We start from the raw sequence: 23,437 nt of genomic DNA on the forward strand, positions 1-23,437 counted from the left end.
ATGTATTGCAGCCTCATAATTGTTACTGGTTGCATAGGTTTTTGCTATTGATTGCTCCTATTTTGGAAAAAAAAATTCTATCTACGACAGATTGTCATATTTGGTGTTGATTTTATTTAAAATAAGAAAGGAAAATAAAACTATTTATTAGGAGAGAGCCATGAAATTAATGGCGACAAGCTGGAGACGCTTTAGTTTAGCTGTTTTGACAATTCTTTTAGTTGTTAGCAGTTTTGCTGTTTTTACTCCCAGTGCTGCGGCTGAAACATACCAAGTCAAACTAGGTAGCGACAAAGGACTACTAGCATTTGAACCGAAAAAGTTGTCAATTAAACCAGGCGACACAATTGAATGGGTAAATAACAAAGTTCCTCCCCATAATATTGTGTTTGATAAGGACAAAAACCCTGCGAAGAGCGCCGATTTAGCTAAATCTCTGTCTCATAAGCAGTTACTGATGACTCCTGGTCAAAAGCAAACAACAACCTTTCCTGCGGACGCACCTGCTGGTGATTACACCTTCTACTGCGAACCACACCGTGGTGCTGGCATGGTTGGCAAAATCACCGTTGAAGGCTAGAAATAGCGTTTTTAACAGCAGCTCATTGTCATTGCTCGTTAGCGATATTATCAAAGAGCAACAGGCCATATTCTTATGGTGGCGCACATCATAAGTAGAAGACGGTAACAAGTGCTATCTCTCCAAAAGATGCCCAAGGCAGCGAGGCAATGGAAGAAATGAACTTAGTTACCGTCAATTTTAATTAAATTGTCTAAAAGGATTAATCGCGTTTATACTCTACAGAGACTAGAGCATCATGAGGTAGAGTACACATAGCGGATGGCAACTGTAGACCCAACTAGAGCTTGTATGGCTTCTAGTAGACATAAAATATTCACTAAAGAATTTTTTCAGTTGCTTGAGGCTTGTTGCGAGGAGAATTTCTTGAGAATATTTTTATTAATGTTTCTGTTGGCGATCGCCTTGTTTAAATTAACATTCATTCGTCCAGCACTAGCCGCCGAAATATCCAATGGTGCTAAAATTTTTGATTCTAACTGTGCCTCTTGCCATATAGGTGGAGGTAACATTCTTATTAATCAAAAAACCCTAAAAAAAGAAGCATTGTCAAAATACTTGGCAGATTATAATAGTGACTCAATTCAGGCGATTATCTCTCAGGTACAGAATGGTAAAAATGCTATGCCTGCCTTTAAAGGCAAGTTGAGCAATGAAGAGATTATAGAGGTAGCCGCTTACGTTTTCCAGCAAGCAGAACAAGGCTGGTAAGTAGCTGAGAGATTCATCTGCAATGAATAAAAGCCCTTTGGTATACTTAGAGGGTTTTTTGCTTATAAAAGATTCCAAACAATATAGCGTGGGATGCAATCAATCCCATGCTTTAAAGCATAACCTTGTTTTATTTTTTCTGTGCTGGAGCGTACACTTCTGTTTAGAAAGCTGGATTTTTCTATATTTATACAGCTAAACCTACCCCCAAGAGGGGGCAGGTATTAAACAATTTAATACATTCCTACTTCAGACTTTATAGCCTAAATAATTCTGCTTATCTCTAATCCAAAATTACCAACAAGTTTTTATTTGTCTTATTCTGACTTTTGTCTTTTTTCTTTGACTTGGCGCAACTGTTCTATAAGTTTTTGACCAGAGTCGCTAGAAGTCGCAGACTGATTATTCACTCTTGGCAGGGATAATGGTTCAGGAGTAGCAGTCAATGAGGGCGCTGGCTGATTACTTCTGATTCGCAGCTCAGGTAATGGTTTGATAGTGGCTGCTGAGGGTAGAGGCTGACTATTATTCCTGATTTGTGGTATGGAGAATGGTTTAGGAGTAGCTTGAAACGAAGGATTTTTCTCTTGCGTTACTGCGTTAGTATTACTGTCGCTGTTTTGGAAACGTAAGCTAAATGGGTAAGAGCTAGTTTGCTTATCTTTCTTCGGGGGTTGTGTGTTGAAATACTGCCTTGCTTTTAATTGCAGTTCAGGAGAGACTGACTTATTCTGAAACTTGATATCTAAAACTTTACCGTCAGGATCTACTACTAATACACCCAAAACAGTACCTTGCAGAGTTGGCTTATCCGTGGAGATTGTATCACGAATTACTGCTTTCTCCGCTACATTTGGGTATTCCTGCCGGACTATTTTTCTTAAATCTGTGTAGGCATTTACCTGAGCGATCGCTGATTCGTTTACTTGAGAGGGTAACTCTGGAATATTGCGTGTTGTTGCTGCCTGAAATGGCGGCAAGCTTTGTCCTGCTAAAGCTAACTTATCTGCACCTTGTAGAGGTTGCCCGATGGGTGCTAGTTGCGGCTGGCTTTCGGCAACTTGAGATGCATCGTTACTTGGCTGCGGGGTTTGGGGAGTTGTATTTTCCTGTGCTGTTATTACAGGATTAGTTTGAGGAACTGCGGGAGGTTGAGCATCTCGTAGCACGTCATCAGGTAGTTTCTGTGGCTGCAATTCGGGTAACTCGCTTACAGGCAGTGGCTTGCTTGCCTCATATTTAATATCACTATCATTCAAACGAGGAACTACTGATGAAGAGAATTTTTCACTGGTCTTGAAACCAGAGGTGTTAAAGCCTAAATCCCCTCTAGGAATCATCCGTAAAGACTGCCTTGTCGGTAGTGAGGAGACACGATAGTTGCTAGATGATTGAGGCAGTGGAGGCAACGAGAACTGATTAGCAGTAGTTGGTGGTAATGGGGGCAATACACTCTGGGAGTTAAAATTCGGAGAAGAAATTTGCCCTTGTAAAGGAAGTTGCGGTTGTAGGGCAACTTGGGGTGTGTTGGGATTTTGCGGCAGACGGCTTTGATCAGTTGGGGTTAATTCCAACAGTCCAACTGTTTTTGCGGATGTTTCTTTGGGTTTACTAGAAGAGTCTACAGGCATCAACGGCACAATCATTGCAATAGCACCGTGGATGCCAAGAGAGGCTATAGCTGCTATCCCAATTGGCTGGCTTAAGATGTCCGGTATATTTTTCAGCAGGGAGACGTAAGACATAGCTGTTATCGTTCACTCGGCTCAGTTGCGGTTGACTAGCTATTCTGAATCTTTTCAGAACTCTATTAAAATAAATGCGTCCCTTTAAAAATAATAACTCTCTATTCTGGCGTTCTAACAAGGCTAGACTGCCATTTTTGCAAGTTTTTAATTTTTTGGAGGTTCAGCACTTCACTTTAAAGTTGCGTTTACTAACGAGATGTTTAAAAAATTACTACTTCTGAATTTTTATGAATTGTGCATTTCAAACTGAAAGCTTAGATAGTAAGGCACTTAGGCGATCGCATTAGAAGCGTTCTGTTATATATATAACTAAATTTGCTCCAATTGCTTCGATTTATACTAATACCTTTCAGTTAGCAATGCTTGGAGTTAAAGATGGCAGGCAGGGAGTTCTAGACTAGGAGTATTTCTGATAATGCTACCACATCAGCAGACTCTAAAACTGTTTCAAACTTGCCAATTTATGAGACATTTGAGTCAAAAACCCCGCCATAAGTATTTAGCTTTTTGTAAAAAATCTTAAATCCGTCTGAGAAAGTTTGCTGTTGAAGGAAGCAACGTGTCTGAAGAATTATTTTTGTACGTAACTAGTAGCTCTACTTTTTGCACAACCCTCATCTCTCAATCTCAAATGCCATTACCGACAGTTATTTTACCTGGATATTTAGAGAGCGCGATCGCTTACCGCTCACTAGAACAATCACTACAAAATTTGGGTTTTCCTACAGTCACAGTGCCACTTAGACGGCGTGATTGGCTACCTACTCTGGGAGGAAGACCTGTAACGCCTATTCTTTGGCAACTAGATCGCACAGTGAAGCAGATGTTGCAACAACATAATGTTAGCCAAATCAACTTGATTGGTCACTCAGCCGGAGGTTGGATATCCCGGATTTATATAGGAGAAAAGCCTTATTTTGCAAAACGTAGAGACCTAAAACCATCCCTTTGGGGAGCTTCTTCTCTAGTTGCTACTCTAGTAACATTGGGTACACCCCATATTAGCCAAGAACGTTGGACGCGCTGGAATCTAGATTTTGTCACCAATAACTACCCAGGAGCCTTTTATAAAAACGTTCATTACGTTTGTGTAGCTGGTAAAACCATCTTTGGCGAAAGACGGCGCGGTAGCTGGTTAGCTTACAGTAGTTACCAATTAACTTGTGGTAAGGGTGACACTTGGGGAGACGGGATTACACCCATAGAAGCAGCCCATTTGGAAGGTGCGGAAAATATTGTCATTGAAGGCGTCAAGCATTCTCCCAGGAGCCAAGGAATTTGGTATGGTTCACCAGAAGCATTAAAAGTTTGGGTAGAGTGTTTAGTTTAAAAAAATTTATCTTACTCTTAAAAAAGTCATATATCTTAATTTTTCTTAGCTAAAATAGTAATAGGAATAAATACTTAGCAAAATATAGAAGGTGTCAGCTATGCAAAGCACCAAGTTTGATAGGATTTTGCGGCGATTGGCGACGACATTATCAGTCGTGATTCTCACTCTGTGCTTGATTTACATCACTACCGGAGTTTTACTTTCTTTTTATTACCAACCGATAGCAGGCGGCGCTTATGAGTCTTTGAGAAGGATCAATACAGAAGTACCATACGGTTGGTTGTTCTATAGAGCGCACGATATTGCTGGTAATGCGCTAATTGCAATCGCCCTGATTCAAATTGTGGTGATGTTTTTAGGTAGGCAATATCGTAAAAGTTGGCTGATTGCTTGGGTTAGCGGAATTTTGTTTACTCTCAGTGCGATCGGGCTTGATTGGACAGCCATGATTTTAACTTGGGATCAAGAAGGATACTGGCGTTTTAACATTGAGCTAGGAACTATCGAAGCTATTCCTTTAATCGGTGGGCAGCTGCGCGATATCCTAACTGGGGGTGGAGCGATTAGCAGCGTGACTGTCCAACACCTTTACACAATACACAGCTATATTATTTCAGTGGCTGCCATAACTTTTGCAGTGGTACATATATCTGCTTTACTCTGGCAGGAACAGCAAATGTATGCAGAAGAGCATAATTCTGAGTTGAGTAATTTGCAAGCATCAGAAGGCTAGTAAAAAGTTCTGAGTGCTGAGTCCTGAGTTAAGAGTTAGGAGTTAGGAGTTATTATTCTCTCCCTGCTCCCTTGCCCCTGCCTCCGTCAAAATCTACGCTTATTGCGCGAGGGGAACTTCTTCAACCTCTGGTAACTTTTCCAGAGAGAGAGGAGTAGACTGGGTAGCACCAGATAGACGTTTTAAAAGATTTGGTCTGGGGTCAAATAAAAGGTAGATAATGCGATCGCCAACTTCCCACTCTTCGTTTGCTGGGATTACCTGTAGCTTTTCTTCTCGTTCTACCAATAACGGTATCAATATCCCAGTCCGAATCTTTTCCTGTATGCGTTCTAGTTGAGTTGAAAATTCCGACTCATCAAGAGTAGTTGTTCCTAGCTTGACTCGTCCATCATTCAAATATTCATTCCAAGTCTTAATCGCTAAATCTGGGATAAAAGCTTGGTTAACTTTATTATTCACCGAGGTATTAGCCGGATCACGAGGAAAAACCGCTAAGACTCGCGGTGGCTTGAACTCCTCAGCTGCACGTTGAGCCAAGACATAATTCACCTCACCGTTACTAGTCATTGCCAAAAAAGTACCCATTGAGGCAAGTCCCGCCTCTTCTAAAACAGCAGCATCTAGCGCACTGCTGGCAAGAACCCGGAGATTCTGGGCTTCAGCTTGGACAAGACAGTCCGGATCAGTATCAATCATTACTACGTTTTCGCCCCGCTCTTGAAAGAATCGGGCAATCAAAAGACTCAAGGGGTTACAACCTACAATCACTGCCCCAGTTGCCTCTTTGGAAGTAATTTGCAACCACTTCGCCACTTTGCCAGCTGTTAACCCTTGGCAAACAACTGTCATGATGATTGTGAGAAAAACTAAAGCTTTAATCGAATCTCCGCCGTTAATGCCGCGTTGTGTGAGTAAAATCGCAAACAAGGAAGCCACAGAAGCGGAAACAATCCCTCTAGGAGCAACCCAGCTTAAAAATAGCTTCTGTCGCCAGTTGAGGTCACTATTCCAGGTACACAATAGGATGTTAATCGGGCGAACAACGAACATCAGTACCAAAACAGTGAATAAACTACCCCAACCCAAAGCAAAGACACTCGCGATTGATAGGTCAGCTGCTAAGAGGATAAATAGCACTGATACGCTAAGAATAGTCAGTTGACCTTTAAAGCTTCGCAGCAAGCGTTCTTCTGGTACAGAGGAATTGGCAAATACTGCTCCTGCCACTACTGTTGTCATTACTCCAGACTCAGTACGGATCATCTGCGCCAGAGTAAACAGACTCCACAGTACCGCCAAAACTACTAAGTTTTTTAGCTCGAATGACATAAAATGGGCGCGTTTGAAAATCAAACTCATTAAGTAACCACCAGCAGCACCAATTGCCCCACCAACACTGAGACGCATCAGTAAACCGACGATCGCATTGATTGGGTCAGCATCGCCGTTCAAAATGGTGTCGAGGACAACGAAGGCGAGTATCGCTCCTACTGGGTCAATTAAAACCCCTTCCCCTTCTAAGAGGGTTGCTACTTGCCGATCTACGTTGATTTGTTTGAGCAAGGGGCTAATTACCGTTGGCCCTGTCACCACAACTATAGAAGCGTAGAGAAAAGCTATATTCCAAGGAAATTCACCCAACCAGTGAGCTGCCATGCTACCGCCCAGCAGCGTGATTAGTGTTCCTAGAGTGACGAGGAGTTGCAGGCTAACTGAGACTCTGCCCATTTCTCGCAGATCCAAGTTAAGTCCACCTTCAAACAAAATTATTGCCGTAGCCAGAGCAACAATAACTTCCAGCCCTGTGCCTAACAACTGCGGGTGCAATAGCCCCATACCATCAGAGCCAAGCAAGATCCCTAACAACAATAACAAAACGATGCTAGGAAACCGAAAGTATGCAGCTAGCACTTGGGCGCTAATGCCTGCAAAGACAGCGATCGCCATCTGTAAGGTGATTTCAAAAGATGCTTCCATGTTGTAGATTTTCAGCGATATATTTCAAAATCTTTTGAAAAGAATCGCAAATATTAACTTTACAGGGTACAATATCGTACCCTTTATCCCTTGCAAAAGTCAGAGAATTTTATCCGACTCAGTTTTTTGTGACACACCATTTATAACTTCTTGGCAATCAAGCAGGACACTGTTTGAGTAATAAACACATAAAAGCTCTAGTCAACCACCTTAATTGAGTGTTCTTACTCAACGATGTTTGTTCTTTAATCTATGTTCCGCTCAGAGGCCGATGTTTGTCTAATTAGTACTCAGTGAAGGCTTTTACTTACACCCAATAGCGGCTGCCAAATTTTTTTAGCAAAAGCTGTTGACAAAGCTCGGAAAATTCGTTAATTTATAAAAGGTCTGAGTCCGATGCCCCCATCGTCTAGAGGCCTAGGACACCTCCCTTTCACGGAGGTAACGGGGATTCGAATTCCCCTGGGGGTACTTCAAAGCAGAATCAAAGTGAAAAACACTTTTGTATTACTGCTTACTAGTTAATCTGGCATTTGTGTAGTAGATGTAAATGCCAGACTAAGATAACTTAAACTTTTCTACGGTCTAACTCTTCTACACGCTTGTGAATCGCTAGCAGATTTAGTTGCAAATCCTTGCTGAGACGATTTTCAATGATTGCCACTGGCATAGTGAGTTTAGGCCAAATTTGGATTGTGTAACAAAGACTTGTTCCCACATACTCACCGATGGAACAAGGTTCTAAAGACCAGCTACCAGAAAAGCCTTTAAAATCTCCCTCCACCATGCGGAAGTTAATTTCTTTAGGGAAGTATTCTTCCAAATCCAGAACTACACGCGCACAAAATTTTAAATTTAGTAAGCGTTGAGAGCCTATTTGCTCCAGTCGAATACCACCGTTGGGATGTTCAAGCAGACGACTCTTGGCAAGGTTGGGAATGAAGTCAGCTAAGGCTTCATAATCTGTGAGAACCTTCCAGATTTGTTCTACTGGTTTGGGGATTTGAATCTTAGCGCTGATTTGCCTTTGTCGCTCTGCTATCTTCTGAATTTGAACTTCTACATTAGCTAGCAAAGCAGCTGAACCAGCGGGTAAATCCTCTTCTATGTTGCTGTGATCACTAGAGGACTGGAAATCAAGATCCTGTGTTGTGTTATGTTCTTTAGTCACTTTCAGAATATGGTTGGCTTTCGTCAGAAAATTGAGGCAAAGTCAGAGTGAAGCAAATTTCACTCAGTTGAGAATCAGAGATTTGCCGACTCTCAATAGCGATCACCCCATCTAAATGCTGTACTAATGACTTGACTAAAGCAAGTCCCAAGCCAGTCCCTGGAATCCAGCGCCCTTTACCACGACGGAACTTGTCAAAGATATAAGTCGCTTCTTCTTCAGAAATGGCACGTCCTATATTCGTCACTTTAATAATAACTTGATCAATCTGTTGAGCAACTTGGTGAAAGGCTTGTAACTGGACTATGCTCTCATGCTCTGAGTATTTACAAGCATTAGTTAATAATTCTTGGAGAATACGGTCAAAACTCTCTAGTTCAGTTTGCAGTTTGAGCGGTTCCTCGGGTAAATCCACAGTAATGCTCAATCCGCTATTTGCAAGTTTTTTCTCAAAAGATGTTGCTACAGTTTGGATTTTGGCATTTAAATCAATAGTCTCTAACTGGGGGGCCTCTTGATCAGACTCTAATTTTTGTAGTGTTAGCAAGTCATTAATCAAGTTAATTTCTTTAGTACATTCTTGCTCTAGAATATCCAAGTATTTAAGCTGACGCTCTGGTGCTATCCCCGGCAAACGCAAATTTTTGATTGACATTAGCATATTTGTCAAGGGGTAGCGTAAGCGATCGCTCATATTACTCATAAACTCATCTTTGAGTTCGTTGAGTTGCCGCAACTGCTCAACATATTGCCGTGTTCTTTCATGCAATTTTGCTTGCAATTCCAGACTGCTTTGTAGTTTCGCCGTCCGTTCATCTACCAAAGTTTGTACTTGGCGCAATGTCTGTGACTGAATGATCGCATTGCTGACTTGGGCGCAAACCATTTCCACCAGATTTAATTCTGCTGCTTGCCAACTGCGAGCAACCGCTTGCTGTAACATTAAAAATCCTAAAACTTTACCCTGGCTCTCTAATGGCATTAACAACGCCGCAGGCAATTCTTCTATCGCAAATAATGGTGCTGCTGTCCAGATATCGTTTTGGGCTGTATAGTCATCAATGATTACTGGTCTACCTGATTCTGTAAACACACGTTGGCATAAACCACATTCTGAGATCAAAAACGATTGATTTAATGTATCTGGTTTACCAGTTTCGGAAATTTCTTTTGCTCTATTCCATTCACCAATTACAGTAGCTTTTGCTCCGGGAATTTGGTTTTTGGGTCGAGTCCTAAATAGTGGATCTGTATATTTTAATAGTATGAGCAAGCCGCGATCTGCCTGTAAAGATTCGGCAGTAGACGCGGTAATTAACTGGAGCATCTGATTCAACTCCAAGTTGCTGCGGCTCAGTATAGTTAATTGCTTAATCAAGTTTTGATGCTGGTGGCCTGTTTCCAGGTGCTGCTGTTGCTGGGCAATTAACTGAGCCTGTGTCACACGAGAAAAAGCGATCGCACAAGCCGACTCTACTGCTTTGAGGAGTTGTTTTTCTGATTCACTCCAATCATAAGGTTGGAATTTTATCAGACTGATTACGCCGTTGTTGCTGCCACTAAATTGCGTAGGAATTGCCAAAACCGCTTTTATCGGTAATGGTAAATATTGACACCCAATCACTAGACTGTTCTGAATGGTTGAAATACCTTCAATTGTCAGTGGTTCAGCAGCACATTGCACTACTGGTGAGTCCATTAGCAACTGTTCCATCGAGAACAACTCGTTTGGGTGTGGCAAACCTAAGTAATCATCAGCACACCAATTCGCCGTAATTGGTTCAGTAGCAGCCTCACAATATACTGGCACTAGGCAGCAGCAATCTACTTGGAAAACAACTCCTAACAATTTGGCTATCTCTTGCAGCATCAATGCCGTAGTTGAGCTACTGGCAATAATTTGGTTAATTTTGTGTACCAACACATGGGCAGTTTCTTCCTGATGCGGCATCAGCTTGACTTGGTATGGTTGTCGTTCTATGTCATTTAAGCTCTGTGGCGGCGATAAAGGCTTTTTCATTCTTGGCACGCTCTTGGATAATGACCCCATTGTTGTTTTACCCACCCTCTTGGCATATTCTTCACCGATAATGATGTTGTTACACCATGATGATTTACGAATTTTGTATGAATACTTTCATTCACCTGTTATAGCCCTTTTCTATGTCAGATGACCAAGTTCCCAATGTATTAAACAAATTTCTACATAGGTAAGAAATTACATACAATATCGTAGAATAGCTGACTCAGATTACATTCGCCTTCTGTATTCTGAGGTAATTCACTAACTTTGGCCAAGCATATCCTGTCTATAAGTATACATAAACCGTAATTTCTCTATAATTAAGATAAAATCCTTATAATATTCTCCGCATTAACACCTAAAAATACTCAAAAATCTGTAAAATTTGTTCTTTTTTTTTGCTGAATAAGCTATCATGCTCCTATTCACTTAACTATATATGAAGTATTGTTAAGGCAAAAAGTAGAAAATTGACAGTTTTTAAACTGTTAAAAACTAGTAAAATATTTTTGTCTAAGCTATAGTTCTTTACAATTATTTACTGATTAAACTCTGATTTTTATTTATATAAATTTTATTAAACTCTTTGAACTTGTTAGATTAGTTCTTTTTCTTGCTCAAATTCGTAGCTTTGACAACTTGATGGCTATATAATTTTTTATTTTAAAAAGGAAAATTAGTTAAAAGTACGATAGTAGGGCATGAGGCTAAATTCTGAATGCAGCCTAGTTAACTAAAAAAGTTAACTAGGCTATATTCGCCTGACTGAATCCTGGGCTATCCAGCTAAACTCTCGACACTTAGGGGAACCATATCGCCATTCCTCGTTAGTCCTAGCAACATGGGTTGTTGGGGTTGAATGAGTTGACCTGTAAGTACACACCGTTCTTCTTGCTGGGCTGTCGCAGCTATACTAGCTCGAATATCGGTTCGCGAAAATCGAGGTTTCCACTCACCTGATTTTTGCTGCACATAATTCCAAAGAATATCTCGAATCAGAGCTTGATATCCCTGATTGCCAGCTATTTCTTTCAATTTATCTTTAAGTTCCCGCTCTAAGCGGATGCTGGTAACTTCCATATCAGTGGTTGGAGTGCGAGCGATTGTATGCATGACTTTTCTCCTTAAAGGTATAGACAGGATAGTAATACAAGTGTAGTATGTTTAAAGGAATGTTCAATAGGTGAAATTTTCTGTGAAATCCATTTATCCCATCTCCACTTCTTCGCGTCCTACCAACTGCCGAGCCAGTTGGGAATTAGTCGCGGCGGGAGTGGAGTATTTATTTATGGGCGATGGTAGCCAAAATCATGGGCAAATCACAGAGGGTAATTATGATTTTAGATTTATTAGCATTGGCGCACTGAATGCCAAACCACAACTAAGTGAAGAACGCGGGAGGTACAGGCAAAGAAATACTGTACCGATATAAGACCGAAAGATAAGTAGGTCAATTTCTAACCCCCGCTTCACCGAAAAAAGAAGCGGGGGTTTTTTAATAAGGAGTGAAGTTGTGACGATATCTTTCATACGCTCCGGAATCGCAATGCAAGTGTTAGAGCAATCCATAGTCGTGTTTTCGCAAAATTACTTGCCACTGTGTCGAGTCAATATTAAGCGGGCGATTGTGCTTTTAGTCACAAATAAAGCCGAACCGCTAGGACTGACGGCAGAAAAGGGATGGCAAGTTCACTCACCCAGCATGGTAATTGATGTGCCAAAACACATTCGTTTAAAAATAGCTTCTAGGGAGCGGATGTGGAAAGTGCCGCCAGTCAATCGGCGGGAAGTGTTGCGACGAGATCATCACAGTTGCCAGTATTGCGGTAGCAGCAAGCGTCTAACACTAGACCATGTGATGCCACGCTCTAAAGGCGGTTCACACACTTGGGATAACGTAGTCACAGCTTGTGACAGATGTAACTCCCGTAAAGGCGATCGCACCCTGTTCGAGGCTGGTATGCAACTGCGTATTAAGCCAAAAGCACCAGCCCATCCAGCGATTTCTTTTGCAGAACAGTTCTGGATAGATGTGCAAGCAAACCTGGAATAACAGGAGAGCATAAGGAAGGAATGCTGAAATTAACTTACACGCAAAACAGCTTTTATTTAGAGTGTTTGAGTTCATCGCTGGAGGAATGGGTAGCGCAACGAGTGATTTTGGCGCTGCGAGTTGGTCAATATTTGTCCGTTGAACCCAGCACGGCTTCTTTTTTGCTTCCTGCTGATTTGCCGGGACTAGAGGTATTGAAAGCTGAGGTGAAACGCGATGACAGAGAAATTATTGCTCTATGTACTTGCGACAGCGAGTATATAGAAGTGACTCTGCGAGGTTCTTGGCTATCACATAGTTCTGAGGATGCTGAGGGTGTGTTTGTCACAACTATGAGCGATTCGCCTAACTACGATAGCTTCGCTTCACGCACAGAGTTCTTTTTGCATAAATTATGGCAGGAAGCTCAAAAGATTAGTGCTTCTGTAATTAGTGAATGAACACAATCAAAGGGTGAATCAGAATAATTCGTAATTGATAATGGGCTACGCCCTGCTGCACTAACGCAATTGGTAATTATTTGGTCAAGAGTCCAGAGCAGAGATGAAAACGCTCCGCATCCAGTCATAAGTGCGGGTTTTTTGGACTCTTGACTTTTGAATAAAGGACAATCTCTACGAGAGAAATATGACACTTGTATAAGCCCTATGATTGCATTTTTAATAATTCGGGAACTGTCACAAATCGATAGCCTTGCTGTTTAAGTCCATTAATAATTTCTGGTAATGCTTGTACAGTTCTTTGGCGATCGCCGCCACCATCATGCATCAAAACAATCGAACCTGGTTTTGCACCTTTAAGTACATTGTTAACAAATGCTTGTGGTTTGGCATGAGGATCAGTATCAGCTGAAGTTAGCGACCACATAATTACAGTTTCTTTTTGGCTTTTGGCGTAAGCAGCTAATCCATTGTTTAAAAAGCCTCCAGGAGGACGAAACAGAGTAGTTTTGACACCTGTAGTTTTGTATATCAAGTCAGCGGTGTGTTCAATTTCATACTGAGCTGTGGCTTGATTCATTTGCTTATACCAATGATGCCAAGTATGGTTGCCAATAGCGTGTCCCTCGGCTACCTCTCGCTTAGCAAGGTTAGGATTTGCTTGTAAGGCTTGTCCTACCCAAAAGAATGTTGCTTTGACGTTATTTGCTTTCAAAATATCTAGCATTTGTAATGTTGTGTTTTGCCAAGGCCCATCATCTATAGTCAAGGCAATAACTTTCTCATTATTACTAGGTTTTACCTTGTAAACTATTTTGCTTTGATATTTAGCAGGAACGTTAAAAGTAGGATTTTTTATTACAGGTGGTAGTTGTAAATGAGCTTTAGCTTGGGTGTTTGCCTGATCAGCTAGTTTGCTGGTCATCTGGTTAAACCCTAATTTGGGGGGCGTACTTGGACTAGTACTACAAGCTCCTACAGAAAAGGCGATCGCCACAACACTAATTATCTGTTGTCGTTTGAGATTGTTGTCTGTCACATTAGATTTCCAAAAACTCACCCATATCATAAGCTGTAGTTTTTCTGTCTACAGAGGTTAGTGAGTTCAAAGCCAAGTAGTAATGCAGTTTTAAACAATTTCCAAAGAATTTTTCCAAACCCCTTGACACCTTTTGTATTATTTATGTAGTGAGGTAAAAGACACTGCTTCTCAAAGGTAAAAATCATATTCTATATCCAAGTAGTGCAGAAACATGGGGGCATAGCTCAAGTGGCTGGAGCGATCGCCTGTCGAGCGATAGGTTACGAGTTCAAGTCTCGTTACTCCCGTGATAGTTCTGTAGGCAAATAGTTCAAGCCGTCAGTTTCTCACACTGAATATTGCGAGTGCAAATCTCATCGGGACTTCCAAATGACTGAGTAGCCAAGTGGTCAAAGGCATTGGTCTGCAAAACCGATATCGTGAGTACCCTACGGGAAGCAAGCTACAATTCCTCCATCTTCCGCCTATCCACCTGAAGCCGAGAAGCGAGGCGCTGTGCTGATAACACAGAGATAGGAGGGGCAGTACCTCCCTGGTGGATTTATATTTGGCATAGATAATACACAACATTTGCTATGTCCATAGGCGAGCGCAGAGGTCGATTTACTTGGGTGGTTGGCATAGCGGCTGTGTATAAGGGCTTTTAACTCGCAGATATAGGTTCGACTCCTATACCGCCCATTCTTGAAATAAACAGTATTAAGATGCGATCGCTACTTTTTGATTCGAGCGATCGCATCTTGCATCTTTAGTATTCTATTTTATCAGCACGAATTCCAATTAAACTGAACTAACTCAAGCTAAATAACAGAAATCATCGCTAAATTACCAGCTAAATCAGTAATTTCAATAACTGATAATAGTGTCTATGATGCCATCATTATCATTGTTGCCGTTAGCATCGTGTAAGTATAGATTATACTTGCTACCATCGTTTTGTGACTCTAAAGAACGCAAGTATTTTAACGCGTGCTATATTCTTTCATTTATAGATTCATATATAGTAATGAATTAAGAAATAAAAGTAAATAAATGTAGAAGTATTTACCTGTCACAACTGTACTAAGTTGATCTACCTAGAGAGTGATTTTGTTGTATCTTGTTATATATATAGATGGTAATAACTTCATTCTTCAGGCCGATTCAAACTTTAACGTCTTCACAGTAGAAATAGATCAGACGAACCTTGAATGAAGAATAACGTCAAAGGTAATGTATTCATTGAATAATCAATGGAACAGTTACTCAACGCCGATTCTTGAGTCGATGAGGTGATGCAAAGACAGTTTCTTCATAAGGTTAATTGCTCAAGAACTAAAAGACGGAAGCTAGCTTAAGAATTTGATTGATCAAATTGACTCAAGATATGCTAGTTGCTTCTCTGTCAACATTGCAAGTTCTGCGTTGTGAACGCTGTTACCGAGGATTTCAAATGAAAATTATTGCTTCTGTTTTATCTAATTTACGTCCAGTGCGTTTTTTAGTTGTGGCTTTTACCTGTGCTTTACTATTGTTATCTAGTGCTTTTCCTGCTTTTGCGATCGAAAGCTATCAAAGTGATCCAACTGAAGCCACTGACCAACTTCTGGAAACTCAACGCAAAACAGATGAAGCAGCTAAATCACCACCTGCTGGTTTGAAAGAGGTTCAAAAGAATTCAAACGAAGGGCTTAACGAAGTTCAGGGAGCTGCTGACATCGAAAAGCAAAAACGTCCTGATAATTCGCAGAGTTCAACTTCTGTTGAAGATAATGTAAAGAGTTTTTTGGATAAAGTGACAGGTAAGGAGTAAGATAATTAATACTTTTCTTTTGTAATATGTCAGTAGTAATGGGTAATTGTGCAAAAACAATTACCCATTGCTGTAACAGTCATAAATTATTCATAAAAACAAGATACTCGACTTTTTAAATAAGCTGGATGTTTTTACTTTTAAAGTTCTAGAATTCAAATTTTATTATATTTAGCAAGGTTTTCTTCAAGACTCAACGAAATATAAAACTATCTTGACTTGAACGACGTAAGAAGACGTTAGGGCTTAGGCAAAGTTATGAAAAAAGAACAGCAAATGACACGTAGACGCACAGCGGCGAATCAAAGCAGTTTTTTTGGTTTACAAAATGAGCTACTGAAGTTAGCGTAGCATCTCCGAAGAAGATACCCGAAGGGGTTACCGCAGGGTAGAAATAAGAATTTTAGGCAACTCTTGCGTAAGTTCTAGACGTAAAGAAATTGTGTAATTTCTAGCGTGCATGTGTTTAACTCACAGTGACAGTATTATTTTTTGTGTTCACCTACTTAGCTGGAAATAGGGAATATAAAAATCTATTTTTATACTTATTTATTTTAATTTTATAAAAGGATTGTTTTATAAAAGTTGATTAACCTACTCAGTACAAATATTTGGATTTAAAATAGATAAATCCAATCAATTATAAAACCTTCTTTGGGTTTTTTATACTACTACCTATTAAGGTATAGGCATATTTATTAATAATGCACTTAATTTAACTTCACAATATTTCCTTGGGTTGATGTGTATTGTGCCTAAAATTTGAGAAGTTAGTAAATAAGTTCGATTAGGGATAGAAAATAATGACTCCTATAAACATTGGTTTGACACAAGAACAGCGTCAAGGTGTGATTAATCTGTTAAATCAGGATTTAGCAGATTCTTATGTACTATTAGTGAAAACCAAAAAGTACCATTGGGATGTCATTGGCCCTCAGTTCCGCACTCTGCACCAGCTTTGGGAAGAACACTACGAAAAACTGACATTAAGTATCGATGCAATAGCAGAGCGGGTTCGTACTTTGGGCGGTTACCCCGTTGGTTCATTGGAAGGATTTCTCAAGATTGCTACCCTCAAAGAAGATGCTGGTCGAGTTCCAACAGCAACAGGGATGGTGTCTAACTTGGTAAATGATCACGAACAGGTGATTCGTAACTTAAGACAACATATAGACCAGTCTAGCGAAGAATTCCATGATGAGGGAACTGCTGACTTTCTAACCGGACTGCTGGAAGCGCATGAACAGATAGCTTGGATGCTGCGCTCATTTATTGAAGGGGAAGCATTGGAAGCAGACGGTAAACAGCCAGCAGCAGAAACTAAAACCCCCGTTGGTGTGTAGGCTATTAGCGGTTTAGCTAAAGATATTAAGTTGAAAATGACACTCTGCACAACCGATTGAGGGAAGATTGATTCTTCCCTCATACTGGCGAGACTCGTAAAAAACCCGGTTTCTATGAGAAATAGCTTTTCTGTAAGCTTGGTAAATACCTAAGAAATCGGGTTTTAGAATCTCCTGCGTAATACCAATTGGCCGAGCTTGAAGTAGAGATGAAATTGTAGGGGCGTACATTTGTGCGTCCTTATTGCCTGAATCTATAGCTTGATTAAAGCCAAATGGTATAAGCCTTAACTAGGATAGAGGGATCAATCTTCTTGTATTTGCCTCTTGGTGTCAACTAAAAAAACGACATAGTACAAAGAGTATTAAAATGTCAGAAGCATATAAAGCAGAACGTACCATATCTGCTGTATTTAAAGAACAAAAGCAAATTGATGATGTAATTCGTCGGTTACTAGATAGGGGTGTGCCTAGAGATCATATTTCGGTCATGGGCAGAAACTTCCAATCTGAGACTCGAATTGCTGGTTTTATTACTAAAAAAGATGTGATTTTGGGAGGATTGAGAACAGGAGCAATTTTTGGTTCCTTATTTGGTTCTTTCCTTAGTTTGCTCACAGGTGTAGGGGTATTATTTATTCCTTTTATCGGTTCAATTGTGGCAGCAGGCCCCATTAGTGCAATATTGCTTGGAGCTGCAAGTGGTGCGATCGCAGGTAGTGCAGGTGCAGGACTGGTATCAGTTCTGACTACTTTGGGAATGCCAGAAGATAAAGCTGCTATTTACCAAACTCGTCTACAAGCTGGTGAGTTCTTATTGCTAGCAGAAGTACCAAGCGATCGCGCCGGCGAATTTCAATTGCTGCTTGAAAGTGCTGGTGCTGAAGAAATTCATACACTTGAAAAAACTTTGGCTCGTCCTTGTCTTGGAGAGTGCAACAGCCCGGAAGATTTATCACCAGAGGTTCGTTCACATCTTTCTGAGGAAGCTCAGCGCACATTCATTGAGCGCTATAATGCTGCATTCAAGGAGAAAAATGATGAATTGGTAGCTGAACAAGCTGCTTGGGAAGCGGTTCATCAGCAATTTGATGAAGATGAAAATGGTGTTTGGTCAAAAGCTAAAGCGAATGTTTAAGTAGAAAAGGCACAGTTAGGATTGCTGTGTTTCCCTACAAAAAACAGCGGTTCAAAATATTAACTAAACCTAGTAGTGAGTCCTGAGTCAAGTTAAAAATACTCAGGACTTTGCATTAGGGCAATTTGTAGCTAGCGACACGTAGCGTTAATTTGCCTTGGCCTGGATTTTGACGAAATATAAATGCGCCTTCTTCTGTTTCCCCACTGGATAAAAAGTCAATTTGTTGCTCTCCTGTTTCTGCAACCTCACCATTAATGACTAATTCAGCCATAATTTGAACTGACTCAGCAGTGTCTCCTCCAGTGTTTACCACTTCAAAGGGAACGTAAAATTGTCCATTAATTTCCTTAATTGTCTCTTTGTTACTGACAGAAAGGATAGGAGGCTGATTGTTGTCGTTGAGCCAAGTGTAGCCGACCAAACCAACAATTACTGCTAGGATGAATGAGGCGACAGTGAATGTTATCCATTCAGCAGGCGATCGCTCTGGTTGCTGTTGTTCTGTTTGAGTCATATCGCTAACCTTCCCGCAGCACCGCCAATAGTTGCAGGTAATCCCAGCACTAAAGTGTGATCTAACCACATTGTCCAAGGGTCGCTAAAAGTTAACTTCTGAAAGAACCACAGCATTACCGCACCTGCTAGCAGTGAAACTAAGTAGGACATAATGGTTTCACTTGATGGTCGTTGGAAAATTCCTTGTTGCTGTCTGCGCTTTTGCTGGTCTGAAAAACCTGCCTGAAATACAATGCCATAAGAAATCAACAAAGATGCGGCGATCATTGCTAATTCCCAAGGTGGTGAAGTTGCGGCTGCTAACATGGCAACTTCATCTGTTGGAGCAATGTTAAATGCAATTACGGTTGCACCTATCACTGTTGCACCAACATCAGCAAAGGTGGCGTGTAACTCACCTCCTTTGTTTGGCGCTTTCCCATTTTCTTGCTCACTATTACGAGTATCTCCCAAAAACTGGTTAGCTAATGCTACACCAAGGGCAAAAGGTACACTCTCATAAATGGTTTTACCTAAAGCTTCTTTGAGCGAGGTTTCAAGTGTGAGTTCTCGCAATAGCAGTAATACAAAGGCACAGCAAACTATTCCGATCGCTATTGCTTCTACAGTATCTATTGCGGCTTGATAACCTAACCAGTTATATCTGCGTTTCCGAAAGCCTTCTGTCTGGTTGAGTATAAAAACTACAATAAATAATAATGCGATCGCCATCATCATTAATTGTGGTTTTGCCAGTGACCCAATCCACCAAACTTCCATTGTATATAACAATGGGATGCCAAATAAAAAGCCTCCACAAGCACCTCGAATAATGTCATTAATCTCACTATTCCACACATTCTTCTGATGCTTTTTTCTCACTCTTTGACTTTCCTCATATTGAAGATTTATTTCAATTCATTTATTTAAAAATAATATATAGCAGATTTAAAGTTGATGAAGCACACAACAGAGGACTCACAGTCAAGTATAAAGCCTGTTTCCCTTCCCAATTCTGACGAATGTATTCTCAATTCTGCTGTATAAATGTTATTTTTTATATTCAGCTAAATTAATAAATAACATACACATTTTTTACAAGTAGCTAAAAATAAAGACTAAACTTTGTAATGTTTCAAATCTAAAAAGTAATACAAAATAATATTTTCAAACTATTTTTCTCTTTCTTTAGATGCTTAATATAATTTTTTAGCATAAATTATTCTTTTTAGGTTAATAGATTTTTTATAAAAATTTACATTGTTGATGAAAACTAGTTTTTTATTTGTTTTGCATCTATCTAAAGTTATATAAATTTAAAACTTTGATAGAACTCTTGATAGAAGTAAAAGTATAGTAGTAATGTTATATTTTTTACTAAGTTAATATCTTGAACAGCTACTAAGGTTAAAAATTATGAGTGATGAGAAAAGAGTAGAAGCTACCGCTAAAAATATTGAAGGCAAGGTTCAAGAATTTGTTGGTGAAGTAACTGGCAATCCAAAAGATAAAGCTGAGGGTCAAGCTAAGCAAACTGAAGCCCAAGTTATTCACACTAAGGAAAACATCAAAGATGCAGTTAACGAGAGCTTAGAATAATTTTGCTTTTACAACTTCAGTAATAACTAGGGTTTAATAGTCTAATAAAAATGACTACTCCACTATCTTATAGAAAGTGGAGTTTTCGTATGTGTTTAAAGTTGAAAAAGGTGTAGTTTTTAATAACTCGGCTTCAATCATGAATGTTCTGGTAATTCAACTAATAACTACTACGCTCAGTGAATAGGTTCCATAGAAAAATAGCAACTATTGCACCAATAACTGCAACAATTACACCAGGAATACTCAGAGATGCGGCTGCGAATTGCAGCCTCCCTGTCTGTAATAGAGTCACTATAGTCCCCCCTATTACAGCACCGATGATACCTAAGATCATGGTTTTAAGAATTCCACCACCCTGACGACCAGGATAAATAGCTTTCGCTATAGCTCCAGCAAGTAAACCCAGAATTATCCAAGCAATAATGTTCATATATTTTTAATCCATGAAAAACCTATAACTAGCGTATTAATGACAATATTGTTTTCCTTCTATCGTAAGATATAAGTATTAAATACTAAGATAAAGCAGTTCTTTTTATTAAATTATTGAATACAGATTTGTATAGGTGATTTTCTGAACCAGATATAGTAGTGTCGGCTCGGCATTGCCAATCTAATACTATTTTAAAAAATCTTTACAAGACATAAATTGGCTGTAGAGATGTACAGTTGTACGCTTCATGTATCTGTATTAGGCTTAAGCTTTTCGTGAAATAGTAACTAAGTAAACATATAAATGCTTTTAGACTCGTAGTGGCGCTTTAGCGCTAAAGCGCTACTATGAACTGGTTACATTTTTCAGGTTGAGCTACTTATAACCTTGCTTAAGTGATGGAAAAAATTATTGGTGTTTTTACTTGGTAATGAGAAATCAGATCAAGTATTGGCTCTGTACCCTATTAATTGGGAATTAAAAATTATACTAATTCAATTAATGATTGCAACACATCTTTCGATGAAGACGCGATTTATCGCGTCTCTACAGATGGTCTATTTGTCACACTCTTTTTTCAAATTGGTATTACCCTTCGGGTGACGCTCTCTACGAGATGCTACGCTAACGGCAGTTTTTCTTTGAGAAACCACCTTTTTCGATAGGAGAAGGCGCTAGCCTCTCCCTTTGGGAGAAGACGGGACTGGCTCACGAATTACAAGTAATTGTTTGTTCAATATTCAAATTTTTTGTAGATACTGAGGTGGCACACTATCTACTAACCAAACACCATTATCGGAACAGTAGAAGCTGTAACCAGCTTGAGACATTGCAGCAGCATCTACAATAAAAACTTTTGGTTTTCCATGTCTTGCGCCTACAGTTTCTGCTGTGGCAATATCCTTTGATAAATGCACATGATGCCGAGACATTTTGCAAAGTCCTGCTTGCATAATCGACTCAACAGATTTGTGTCCCGTGCCGTGATAAAGCACATCTGGAGGAACGACAGGTTCTAGTTGCAAATCAACTTCTACACTATGACCTTGGTTAGCACGAATCAGAGTGCCTGTGGAGTCAAAGGAAAAGCGTTTTTTGTTGTTGAGTTCAACTACTACCTGTAATTCTTGACGGGTGATTGGAAACTTATTTTTAGTACAAGCAGTAAGTAGTTCATCAACAGCAAACCAACCACCGGGAGCAAGTTTGATTCCAATTGCATCCGGTGTGTGTCGCAGATATTTGCTGAGATATCTACTAATTTTAACGAGGCGAGAATCACTCATGTGATTGTAGTTAGTATCATTAATACTACAAACGTGTATTAACTATAATACACCACAATTTTTAGTAAATTGACAGGATTTGCCTTACCATCAGCGCTAATGATACTCCAATCATTACAATGAGTGTCACTTTTCCTCCTGGAACCAACTGTTGTTCCTTACTATTTAAGTTCTCTTGCTCTTGGCGTTGCTTCCAACTCATCAATGCTGGAATAATCCCACCTAAAACTGAAATACTGAAGGTTCCTGTATAATCTAGGGCAACAAAGAAGATGCTGGGATTAAGCGTGCCAAAAGTCATAGGAGGAAAAAGCACCAGGGAATAGAGGGGTAAGCGATTAGAAGATTCGCCCTGTGAAATTAGGGAAACATCTTTGAAAAAATCTAGCAACCCATACACAAATCCAATAAACGATGTGACGATCGCAAATTCAGAGAAGACAGATACTAATACTCCTAACACTTCTCCAGCACCACCAGATCGTAAAATTTGCAATGGGTCAAAAACAGTTTTGCCAGCAGAAATGCCCTCTACTATCTCAGAACTAACACTTCCCAAAATCACGACATTCCAAGCCAAGAACATGATGAGGGGAATCATAGAACCAATGACGATAGACTTACGTATCTTGCGGACATCTCCTTCGAGTTGCGATACGACAACTGGCACAACGTTATGGTAAAACAGCGTCACGCATATGACTGAGACGGCACTTCCCAGGGCAGTCCAGTTCTGAAATAAGAATTGGGTGCTTGTAATATGTCCTCCTCCGATTAACAACAGTCCGAAGAAGGAAACAATGACAATCCCCACAAAGGCGCTGTTTAATTTCTGTATAAACCTTTCTCTTCCAAGGTACATAATACCGCCAAATAAGAGTGTGAAAGTTGTTGTTCCCACCCACGCAGGCACAAGATTTTCTACACCACAGACTTTGGCGATCGCAGATACTAAAATATCTCCGCCTTGGGTGATATATGCTACTAAGAGGGCATAGTGCATGAATAAATATGCACCACCAGCAATTCGCGCTCCCAGTTTACCAAGGGTTTTCTCAACTACTCCCAATAAACCTACACTCGGACGCCCTTCTAGACGCATGGCGTTCAAAGTTACTTCTGCAATCAACAAACCTGAAACTAAAGCGTAGAGCCAAACAGTAATCAGCAAAACTGTGGATGGGACAATTCCAGATGGTAGGGTAACCGCAGGTAGAGCAAGAATCCCAGCCCCAACCGTAGTTCCCGCAATTAAGGCAGTACTCCCCAATACACTACCCGGTTGATGATTAAGCTTATTTCCATCAAATTCAAGATGAGAAAACAATCGCGTTGTTTGCTCTTGATTTGTAATAACAGCTGTCATAAAGTTTTTACTAAAAGATACATACCCAACCAAAGTATACAATGTTAACATATGTAAACTAAGTTAGTGTAAACCCTTGATATACCTTTATTCTGGCTATTTTTTCAGGGTAATGGAGTGATTACTCACTTCACAATTAATACAAATTTCATAGTAGGGGTGTAA

Annotated in this window: 23 protein-coding genes and 4 tRNA genes; 15 read left to right on the forward strand and 12 right to left on the reverse strand. The window is 40.1% G+C overall.

From position 1 onward, the window contains the following. Positions 1-160 precede the first annotated feature (160 nt). Positions 161-580, forward strand: a complete 420-nt coding sequence (gene petE, locus WKK05_RS36050) for a plastocyanin (RefSeq protein WP_341527745.1) — start codon at positions 161-163, stop codon at positions 578-580. 366 nt (positions 581-946) lie between these two features. Further along, positions 947-1,291: a c-type cytochrome gene (locus tag WKK05_RS36055; RefSeq protein WP_341531284.1), complete on the forward strand. Its 345-nt coding sequence runs from the start codon at positions 947-949 to the stop codon at positions 1,289-1,291. 317 nt (positions 1,292-1,608) lie between these two features. Here WKK05_RS36055 and WKK05_RS36060 read toward each other — a convergent pair whose 3' ends face one another. Beyond that, positions 1,609-3,036 carry a hypothetical protein gene (locus WKK05_RS36060; RefSeq protein WP_341527746.1) on the reverse strand — a complete coding sequence of 476 codons (1,428 nt, stop codon included), beginning with the start codon at positions 3,034-3,036 and terminating at the stop codon, positions 1,609-1,611. Positions 3,037-3,670: 634 nt separating this feature from the next. Here WKK05_RS36060 and WKK05_RS36065 point away from each other — a divergent pair. Together WKK05_RS36065 and WKK05_RS36070 are read left to right on the forward strand one after the other, a co-directional pair. Further along, a complete protein-coding gene (locus tag WKK05_RS36065) occupies positions 3,671-4,369 on the forward strand; it encodes a triacylglycerol lipase (protein WP_341531285.1) in 699 nt (232 codons plus the stop codon). Between the two features lie 100 nt (positions 4,370-4,469). Continuing rightward, complete coding sequence (locus WKK05_RS36070) at positions 4,470-5,105, forward strand: cytochrome b N-terminal domain-containing protein (RefSeq protein WP_341527747.1); 636 nt, start codon at positions 4,470-4,472, stop codon at positions 5,103-5,105. A gap of 99 nt (positions 5,106-5,204) precedes the next feature. Here WKK05_RS36070 and WKK05_RS36075 read toward each other — a convergent pair whose 3' ends face one another. Continuing rightward, entirely contained in the window at positions 5,205-7,085 is a 1,881-nt protein-coding gene (locus tag WKK05_RS36075; protein WP_341527748.1) for a cation:proton antiporter, read from the reverse strand. A gap of 398 nt (positions 7,086-7,483) precedes the next feature. Between WKK05_RS36075 and WKK05_RS36080 the strand changes: the two genes are divergently transcribed. Further along, positions 7,484-7,556: transfer RNA gene (locus tag WKK05_RS36080), tRNA-Glu, on the forward strand. A 97-nt stretch (positions 7,557-7,653) separates the two neighbouring features. Here WKK05_RS36080 and WKK05_RS36085 read toward each other — a convergent pair. The 3 genes from WKK05_RS36085 to WKK05_RS36095 form a co-directional block, all read right to left on the reverse strand. Next, on the reverse strand, positions 7,654-8,256 hold the full coding sequence (locus WKK05_RS36085) for an SRPBCC family protein (protein ID WP_341527749.1): 603 nt from the start codon (positions 8,254-8,256) through the stop codon (positions 7,654-7,656). Then, positions 8,249-10,276, reverse strand: coding sequence for a GAF domain-containing protein (locus WKK05_RS36090; protein WP_341527750.1), 2,028 nt, complete (start codon positions 10,274-10,276; stop codon positions 8,249-8,251). The genes WKK05_RS36085 and WKK05_RS36090 overlap by 8 nt, the downstream gene beginning before the upstream one ends. A 780-nt stretch (positions 10,277-11,056) precedes the next feature. Further along, entirely contained in the window at positions 11,057-11,392 is a 336-nt protein-coding gene (locus WKK05_RS36095; protein ID WP_273765967.1) for a hypothetical protein, read from the reverse strand. A gap of 70 nt (positions 11,393-11,462) precedes the next feature. Here WKK05_RS36095 and WKK05_RS36100 point away from each other — a divergent pair, with 70 nt between their 5' ends. From WKK05_RS36100 to WKK05_RS36110, 3 genes are all read left to right on the forward strand, one after another. Beyond that, positions 11,463-11,711 carry a hypothetical protein gene (locus WKK05_RS36100; protein ID WP_341527751.1) on the forward strand — a complete coding sequence of 83 codons (249 nt, stop codon included), beginning with the start codon at positions 11,463-11,465 and terminating at the stop codon, positions 11,709-11,711. A gap of 114 nt (positions 11,712-11,825) precedes the next feature. After that, positions 11,826-12,332, forward strand: coding sequence for an HNH endonuclease (locus WKK05_RS36105; protein WP_341531286.1), 507 nt, complete (start codon positions 11,826-11,828; stop codon positions 12,330-12,332). A gap of 20 nt (positions 12,333-12,352) precedes the next feature. Then, a complete protein-coding gene (locus tag WKK05_RS36110) occupies positions 12,353-12,772 on the forward strand; it encodes an alr0857 family protein (RefSeq protein WP_341527752.1) in 420 nt (139 codons plus the stop codon). A gap of 205 nt (positions 12,773-12,977) precedes the next feature. Here the strand turns inward: WKK05_RS36110 and WKK05_RS36115 are convergent, their stop codons facing one another. Continuing rightward, entirely contained in the window at positions 12,978-13,811 is an 834-nt protein-coding gene (locus tag WKK05_RS36115) for a polysaccharide deacetylase family protein (protein WP_341527753.1), read from the reverse strand. Between the two features lie 216 nt (positions 13,812-14,027). Here WKK05_RS36115 and WKK05_RS36120 point away from each other — a divergent pair. The 5 genes from WKK05_RS36120 to WKK05_RS36140 all read left to right on the forward strand — a co-directional run bounded on the left by WKK05_RS36120 (position 14,028) and on the right by WKK05_RS36140 (position 16,949). After that, positions 14,028-14,101 (forward strand) — tRNA-Asp (locus tag WKK05_RS36120). 4 nt (positions 14,102-14,105) lie between these two features. Further along, positions 14,106-14,182: transfer RNA gene (locus WKK05_RS36125), tRNA-Glu, on the forward strand. Positions 14,183-14,423: 241 nt separating this feature from the next. Then, positions 14,424-14,495, forward strand: a tRNA-Lys gene (locus tag WKK05_RS36130). Between the two features lie 751 nt (positions 14,496-15,246). Continuing rightward, entirely contained in the window at positions 15,247-15,606 is a 360-nt protein-coding gene (locus WKK05_RS36135; protein ID WP_341531287.1) for a hypothetical protein, read from the forward strand. A gap of 803 nt (positions 15,607-16,409) precedes the next feature. Further along, entirely contained in the window at positions 16,410-16,949 is a 540-nt protein-coding gene (locus WKK05_RS36140; protein WP_341527754.1) for a Dps family protein, read from the forward strand. Positions 16,950-16,961: 12 nt separating this feature from the next. On the opposite strand, the gene WKK05_RS36145 is transcribed toward WKK05_RS36140, so the two are convergent. Continuing rightward, entirely contained in the window at positions 16,962-17,180 is a 219-nt protein-coding gene (locus tag WKK05_RS36145) for a hypothetical protein (RefSeq protein WP_341527755.1), read from the reverse strand. Positions 17,181-17,319: 139 nt separating this feature from the next. Here WKK05_RS36145 and WKK05_RS36150 point away from each other — a divergent pair, with 139 nt between their 5' ends. Then, positions 17,320-18,087: a ChaB family protein gene (locus tag WKK05_RS36150; RefSeq protein ID WP_341527756.1), complete on the forward strand. Its 768-nt coding sequence runs from the start codon at positions 17,320-17,322 to the stop codon at positions 18,085-18,087. 115 nt (positions 18,088-18,202) lie between these two features. On the opposite strand, the gene WKK05_RS36155 is transcribed toward WKK05_RS36150, so the two are convergent. Both WKK05_RS36155 and WKK05_RS36160 read right to left on the reverse strand, forming a co-directional pair. Further along, positions 18,203-18,604: a TIGR02588 family protein gene (locus WKK05_RS36155; protein ID WP_341527757.1), complete on the reverse strand. Its 402-nt coding sequence runs from the start codon at positions 18,602-18,604 to the stop codon at positions 18,203-18,205. Beyond that, positions 18,601-19,467, reverse strand: a complete 867-nt coding sequence (locus tag WKK05_RS36160) for a TIGR02587 family membrane protein (protein ID WP_341527758.1) — start codon at positions 19,465-19,467, stop codon at positions 18,601-18,603. Before WKK05_RS36160 ends, WKK05_RS36155 begins: the two co-directional genes overlap by 4 nt. A gap of 534 nt (positions 19,468-20,001) precedes the next feature. On the opposite strand from WKK05_RS36160, the gene WKK05_RS36165 reads away from it, so the two are divergent. Then, entirely contained in the window at positions 20,002-20,184 is a 183-nt protein-coding gene (locus WKK05_RS36165) for a CsbD family protein (protein ID WP_341527759.1), read from the forward strand. A 160-nt stretch (positions 20,185-20,344) separates the two neighbouring features. Here WKK05_RS36165 and WKK05_RS36170 read toward each other — a convergent pair whose 3' ends face one another. The 3 genes from WKK05_RS36170 to WKK05_RS36180 all read right to left on the reverse strand — a co-directional run bounded on the left by WKK05_RS36170 (position 20,345) and on the right by WKK05_RS36180 (position 23,272). Next, a complete protein-coding gene (locus WKK05_RS36170; RefSeq protein WP_341527760.1) occupies positions 20,345-20,617 on the reverse strand; it encodes a GlsB/YeaQ/YmgE family stress response membrane protein in 273 nt (90 codons plus the stop codon). 743 nt (positions 20,618-21,360) lie between these two features. Further along, positions 21,361-21,906: an RNA 2'-phosphotransferase gene (locus WKK05_RS36175; protein WP_341527761.1), complete on the reverse strand. Its 546-nt coding sequence runs from the start codon at positions 21,904-21,906 to the stop codon at positions 21,361-21,363. Between the two features lie 61 nt (positions 21,907-21,967). Further along, entirely contained in the window at positions 21,968-23,272 is a 1,305-nt protein-coding gene (locus WKK05_RS36180) for an aromatic amino acid transport family protein (RefSeq protein WP_341527762.1), read from the reverse strand. Positions 23,273-23,437 lie beyond the last annotated feature (165 nt).

The sequence above is a fragment of the Nostoc sp. UHCC 0302 genome (assembly GCF_038096175.1).
GTDB lineage: Bacteria > Cyanobacteriota > Cyanobacteriia > Cyanobacteriales > Nostocaceae > UHCC-0302.

What these genes read in the sequence shown, in the direction of transcription:
- petE (WP_341527745.1), top strand. Translation starts at nt 161, where the DNA reads ATGAAATTAATGGCGACAAGCTGGAGACGCTTTAGTTTAGCTGTTTTG.
- WKK05_RS36060 (WP_341527746.1), bottom strand. Translation starts at nt 3,036, where the DNA reads ATGTCTTACGTCTCCCTGCTGAAAAATATACCGGACATCTTAAGCCAG.
- WKK05_RS36065 (WP_341531285.1), top strand. Translation starts at nt 3,671, where the DNA reads ATGCCATTACCGACAGTTATTTTACCTGGATATTTAGAGAGCGCGATC.
- WKK05_RS36070 (WP_341527747.1), top strand. Translation starts at nt 4,470, where the DNA reads ATGCAAAGCACCAAGTTTGATAGGATTTTGCGGCGATTGGCGACGACA.
- WKK05_RS36075 (WP_341527748.1), bottom strand. Translation starts at nt 7,085, where the DNA reads ATGGAAGCATCTTTTGAAATCACCTTACAGATGGCGATCGCTGTCTTT.
- WKK05_RS36090 (WP_341527750.1), bottom strand. Translation starts at nt 10,276, where the DNA reads ATGAAAAAGCCTTTATCGCCGCCACAGAGCTTAAATGACATAGAACGA.
- WKK05_RS36095 (WP_273765967.1), bottom strand. Translation starts at nt 11,392, where the DNA reads ATGCATACAATCGCTCGCACTCCAACCACTGATATGGAAGTTACCAGC.
- WKK05_RS36105 (WP_341531286.1), top strand. Translation starts at nt 11,826, where the DNA reads ATGCAAGTGTTAGAGCAATCCATAGTCGTGTTTTCGCAAAATTACTTG.
- WKK05_RS36110 (WP_341527752.1), top strand. Translation starts at nt 12,353, where the DNA reads ATGCTGAAATTAACTTACACGCAAAACAGCTTTTATTTAGAGTGTTTG.
- WKK05_RS36135 (WP_341531287.1), top strand. Translation starts at nt 15,247, where the DNA reads ATGAAAATTATTGCTTCTGTTTTATCTAATTTACGTCCAGTGCGTTTT.
- WKK05_RS36140 (WP_341527754.1), top strand. Translation starts at nt 16,410, where the DNA reads ATGACTCCTATAAACATTGGTTTGACACAAGAACAGCGTCAAGGTGTG.
- WKK05_RS36145 (WP_341527755.1), bottom strand. Translation starts at nt 17,180, where the DNA reads ATGTACGCCCCTACAATTTCATCTCTACTTCAAGCTCGGCCAATTGGT.
- WKK05_RS36150 (WP_341527756.1), top strand. Translation starts at nt 17,320, where the DNA reads ATGTCAGAAGCATATAAAGCAGAACGTACCATATCTGCTGTATTTAAA.
- WKK05_RS36155 (WP_341527757.1), bottom strand. Translation starts at nt 18,604, where the DNA reads ATGACTCAAACAGAACAACAGCAACCAGAGCGATCGCCTGCTGAATGG.
- WKK05_RS36165 (WP_341527759.1), top strand. Translation starts at nt 20,002, where the DNA reads ATGAGTGATGAGAAAAGAGTAGAAGCTACCGCTAAAAATATTGAAGGC.
- WKK05_RS36170 (WP_341527760.1), bottom strand. Translation starts at nt 20,617, where the DNA reads ATGAACATTATTGCTTGGATAATTCTGGGTTTACTTGCTGGAGCTATA.
- WKK05_RS36175 (WP_341527761.1), bottom strand. Translation starts at nt 21,906, where the DNA reads ATGAGTGATTCTCGCCTCGTTAAAATTAGTAGATATCTCAGCAAATAT.
- WKK05_RS36180 (WP_341527762.1), bottom strand. Translation starts at nt 23,272, where the DNA reads ATGACAGCTGTTATTACAAATCAAGAGCAAACAACGCGATTGTTTTCT.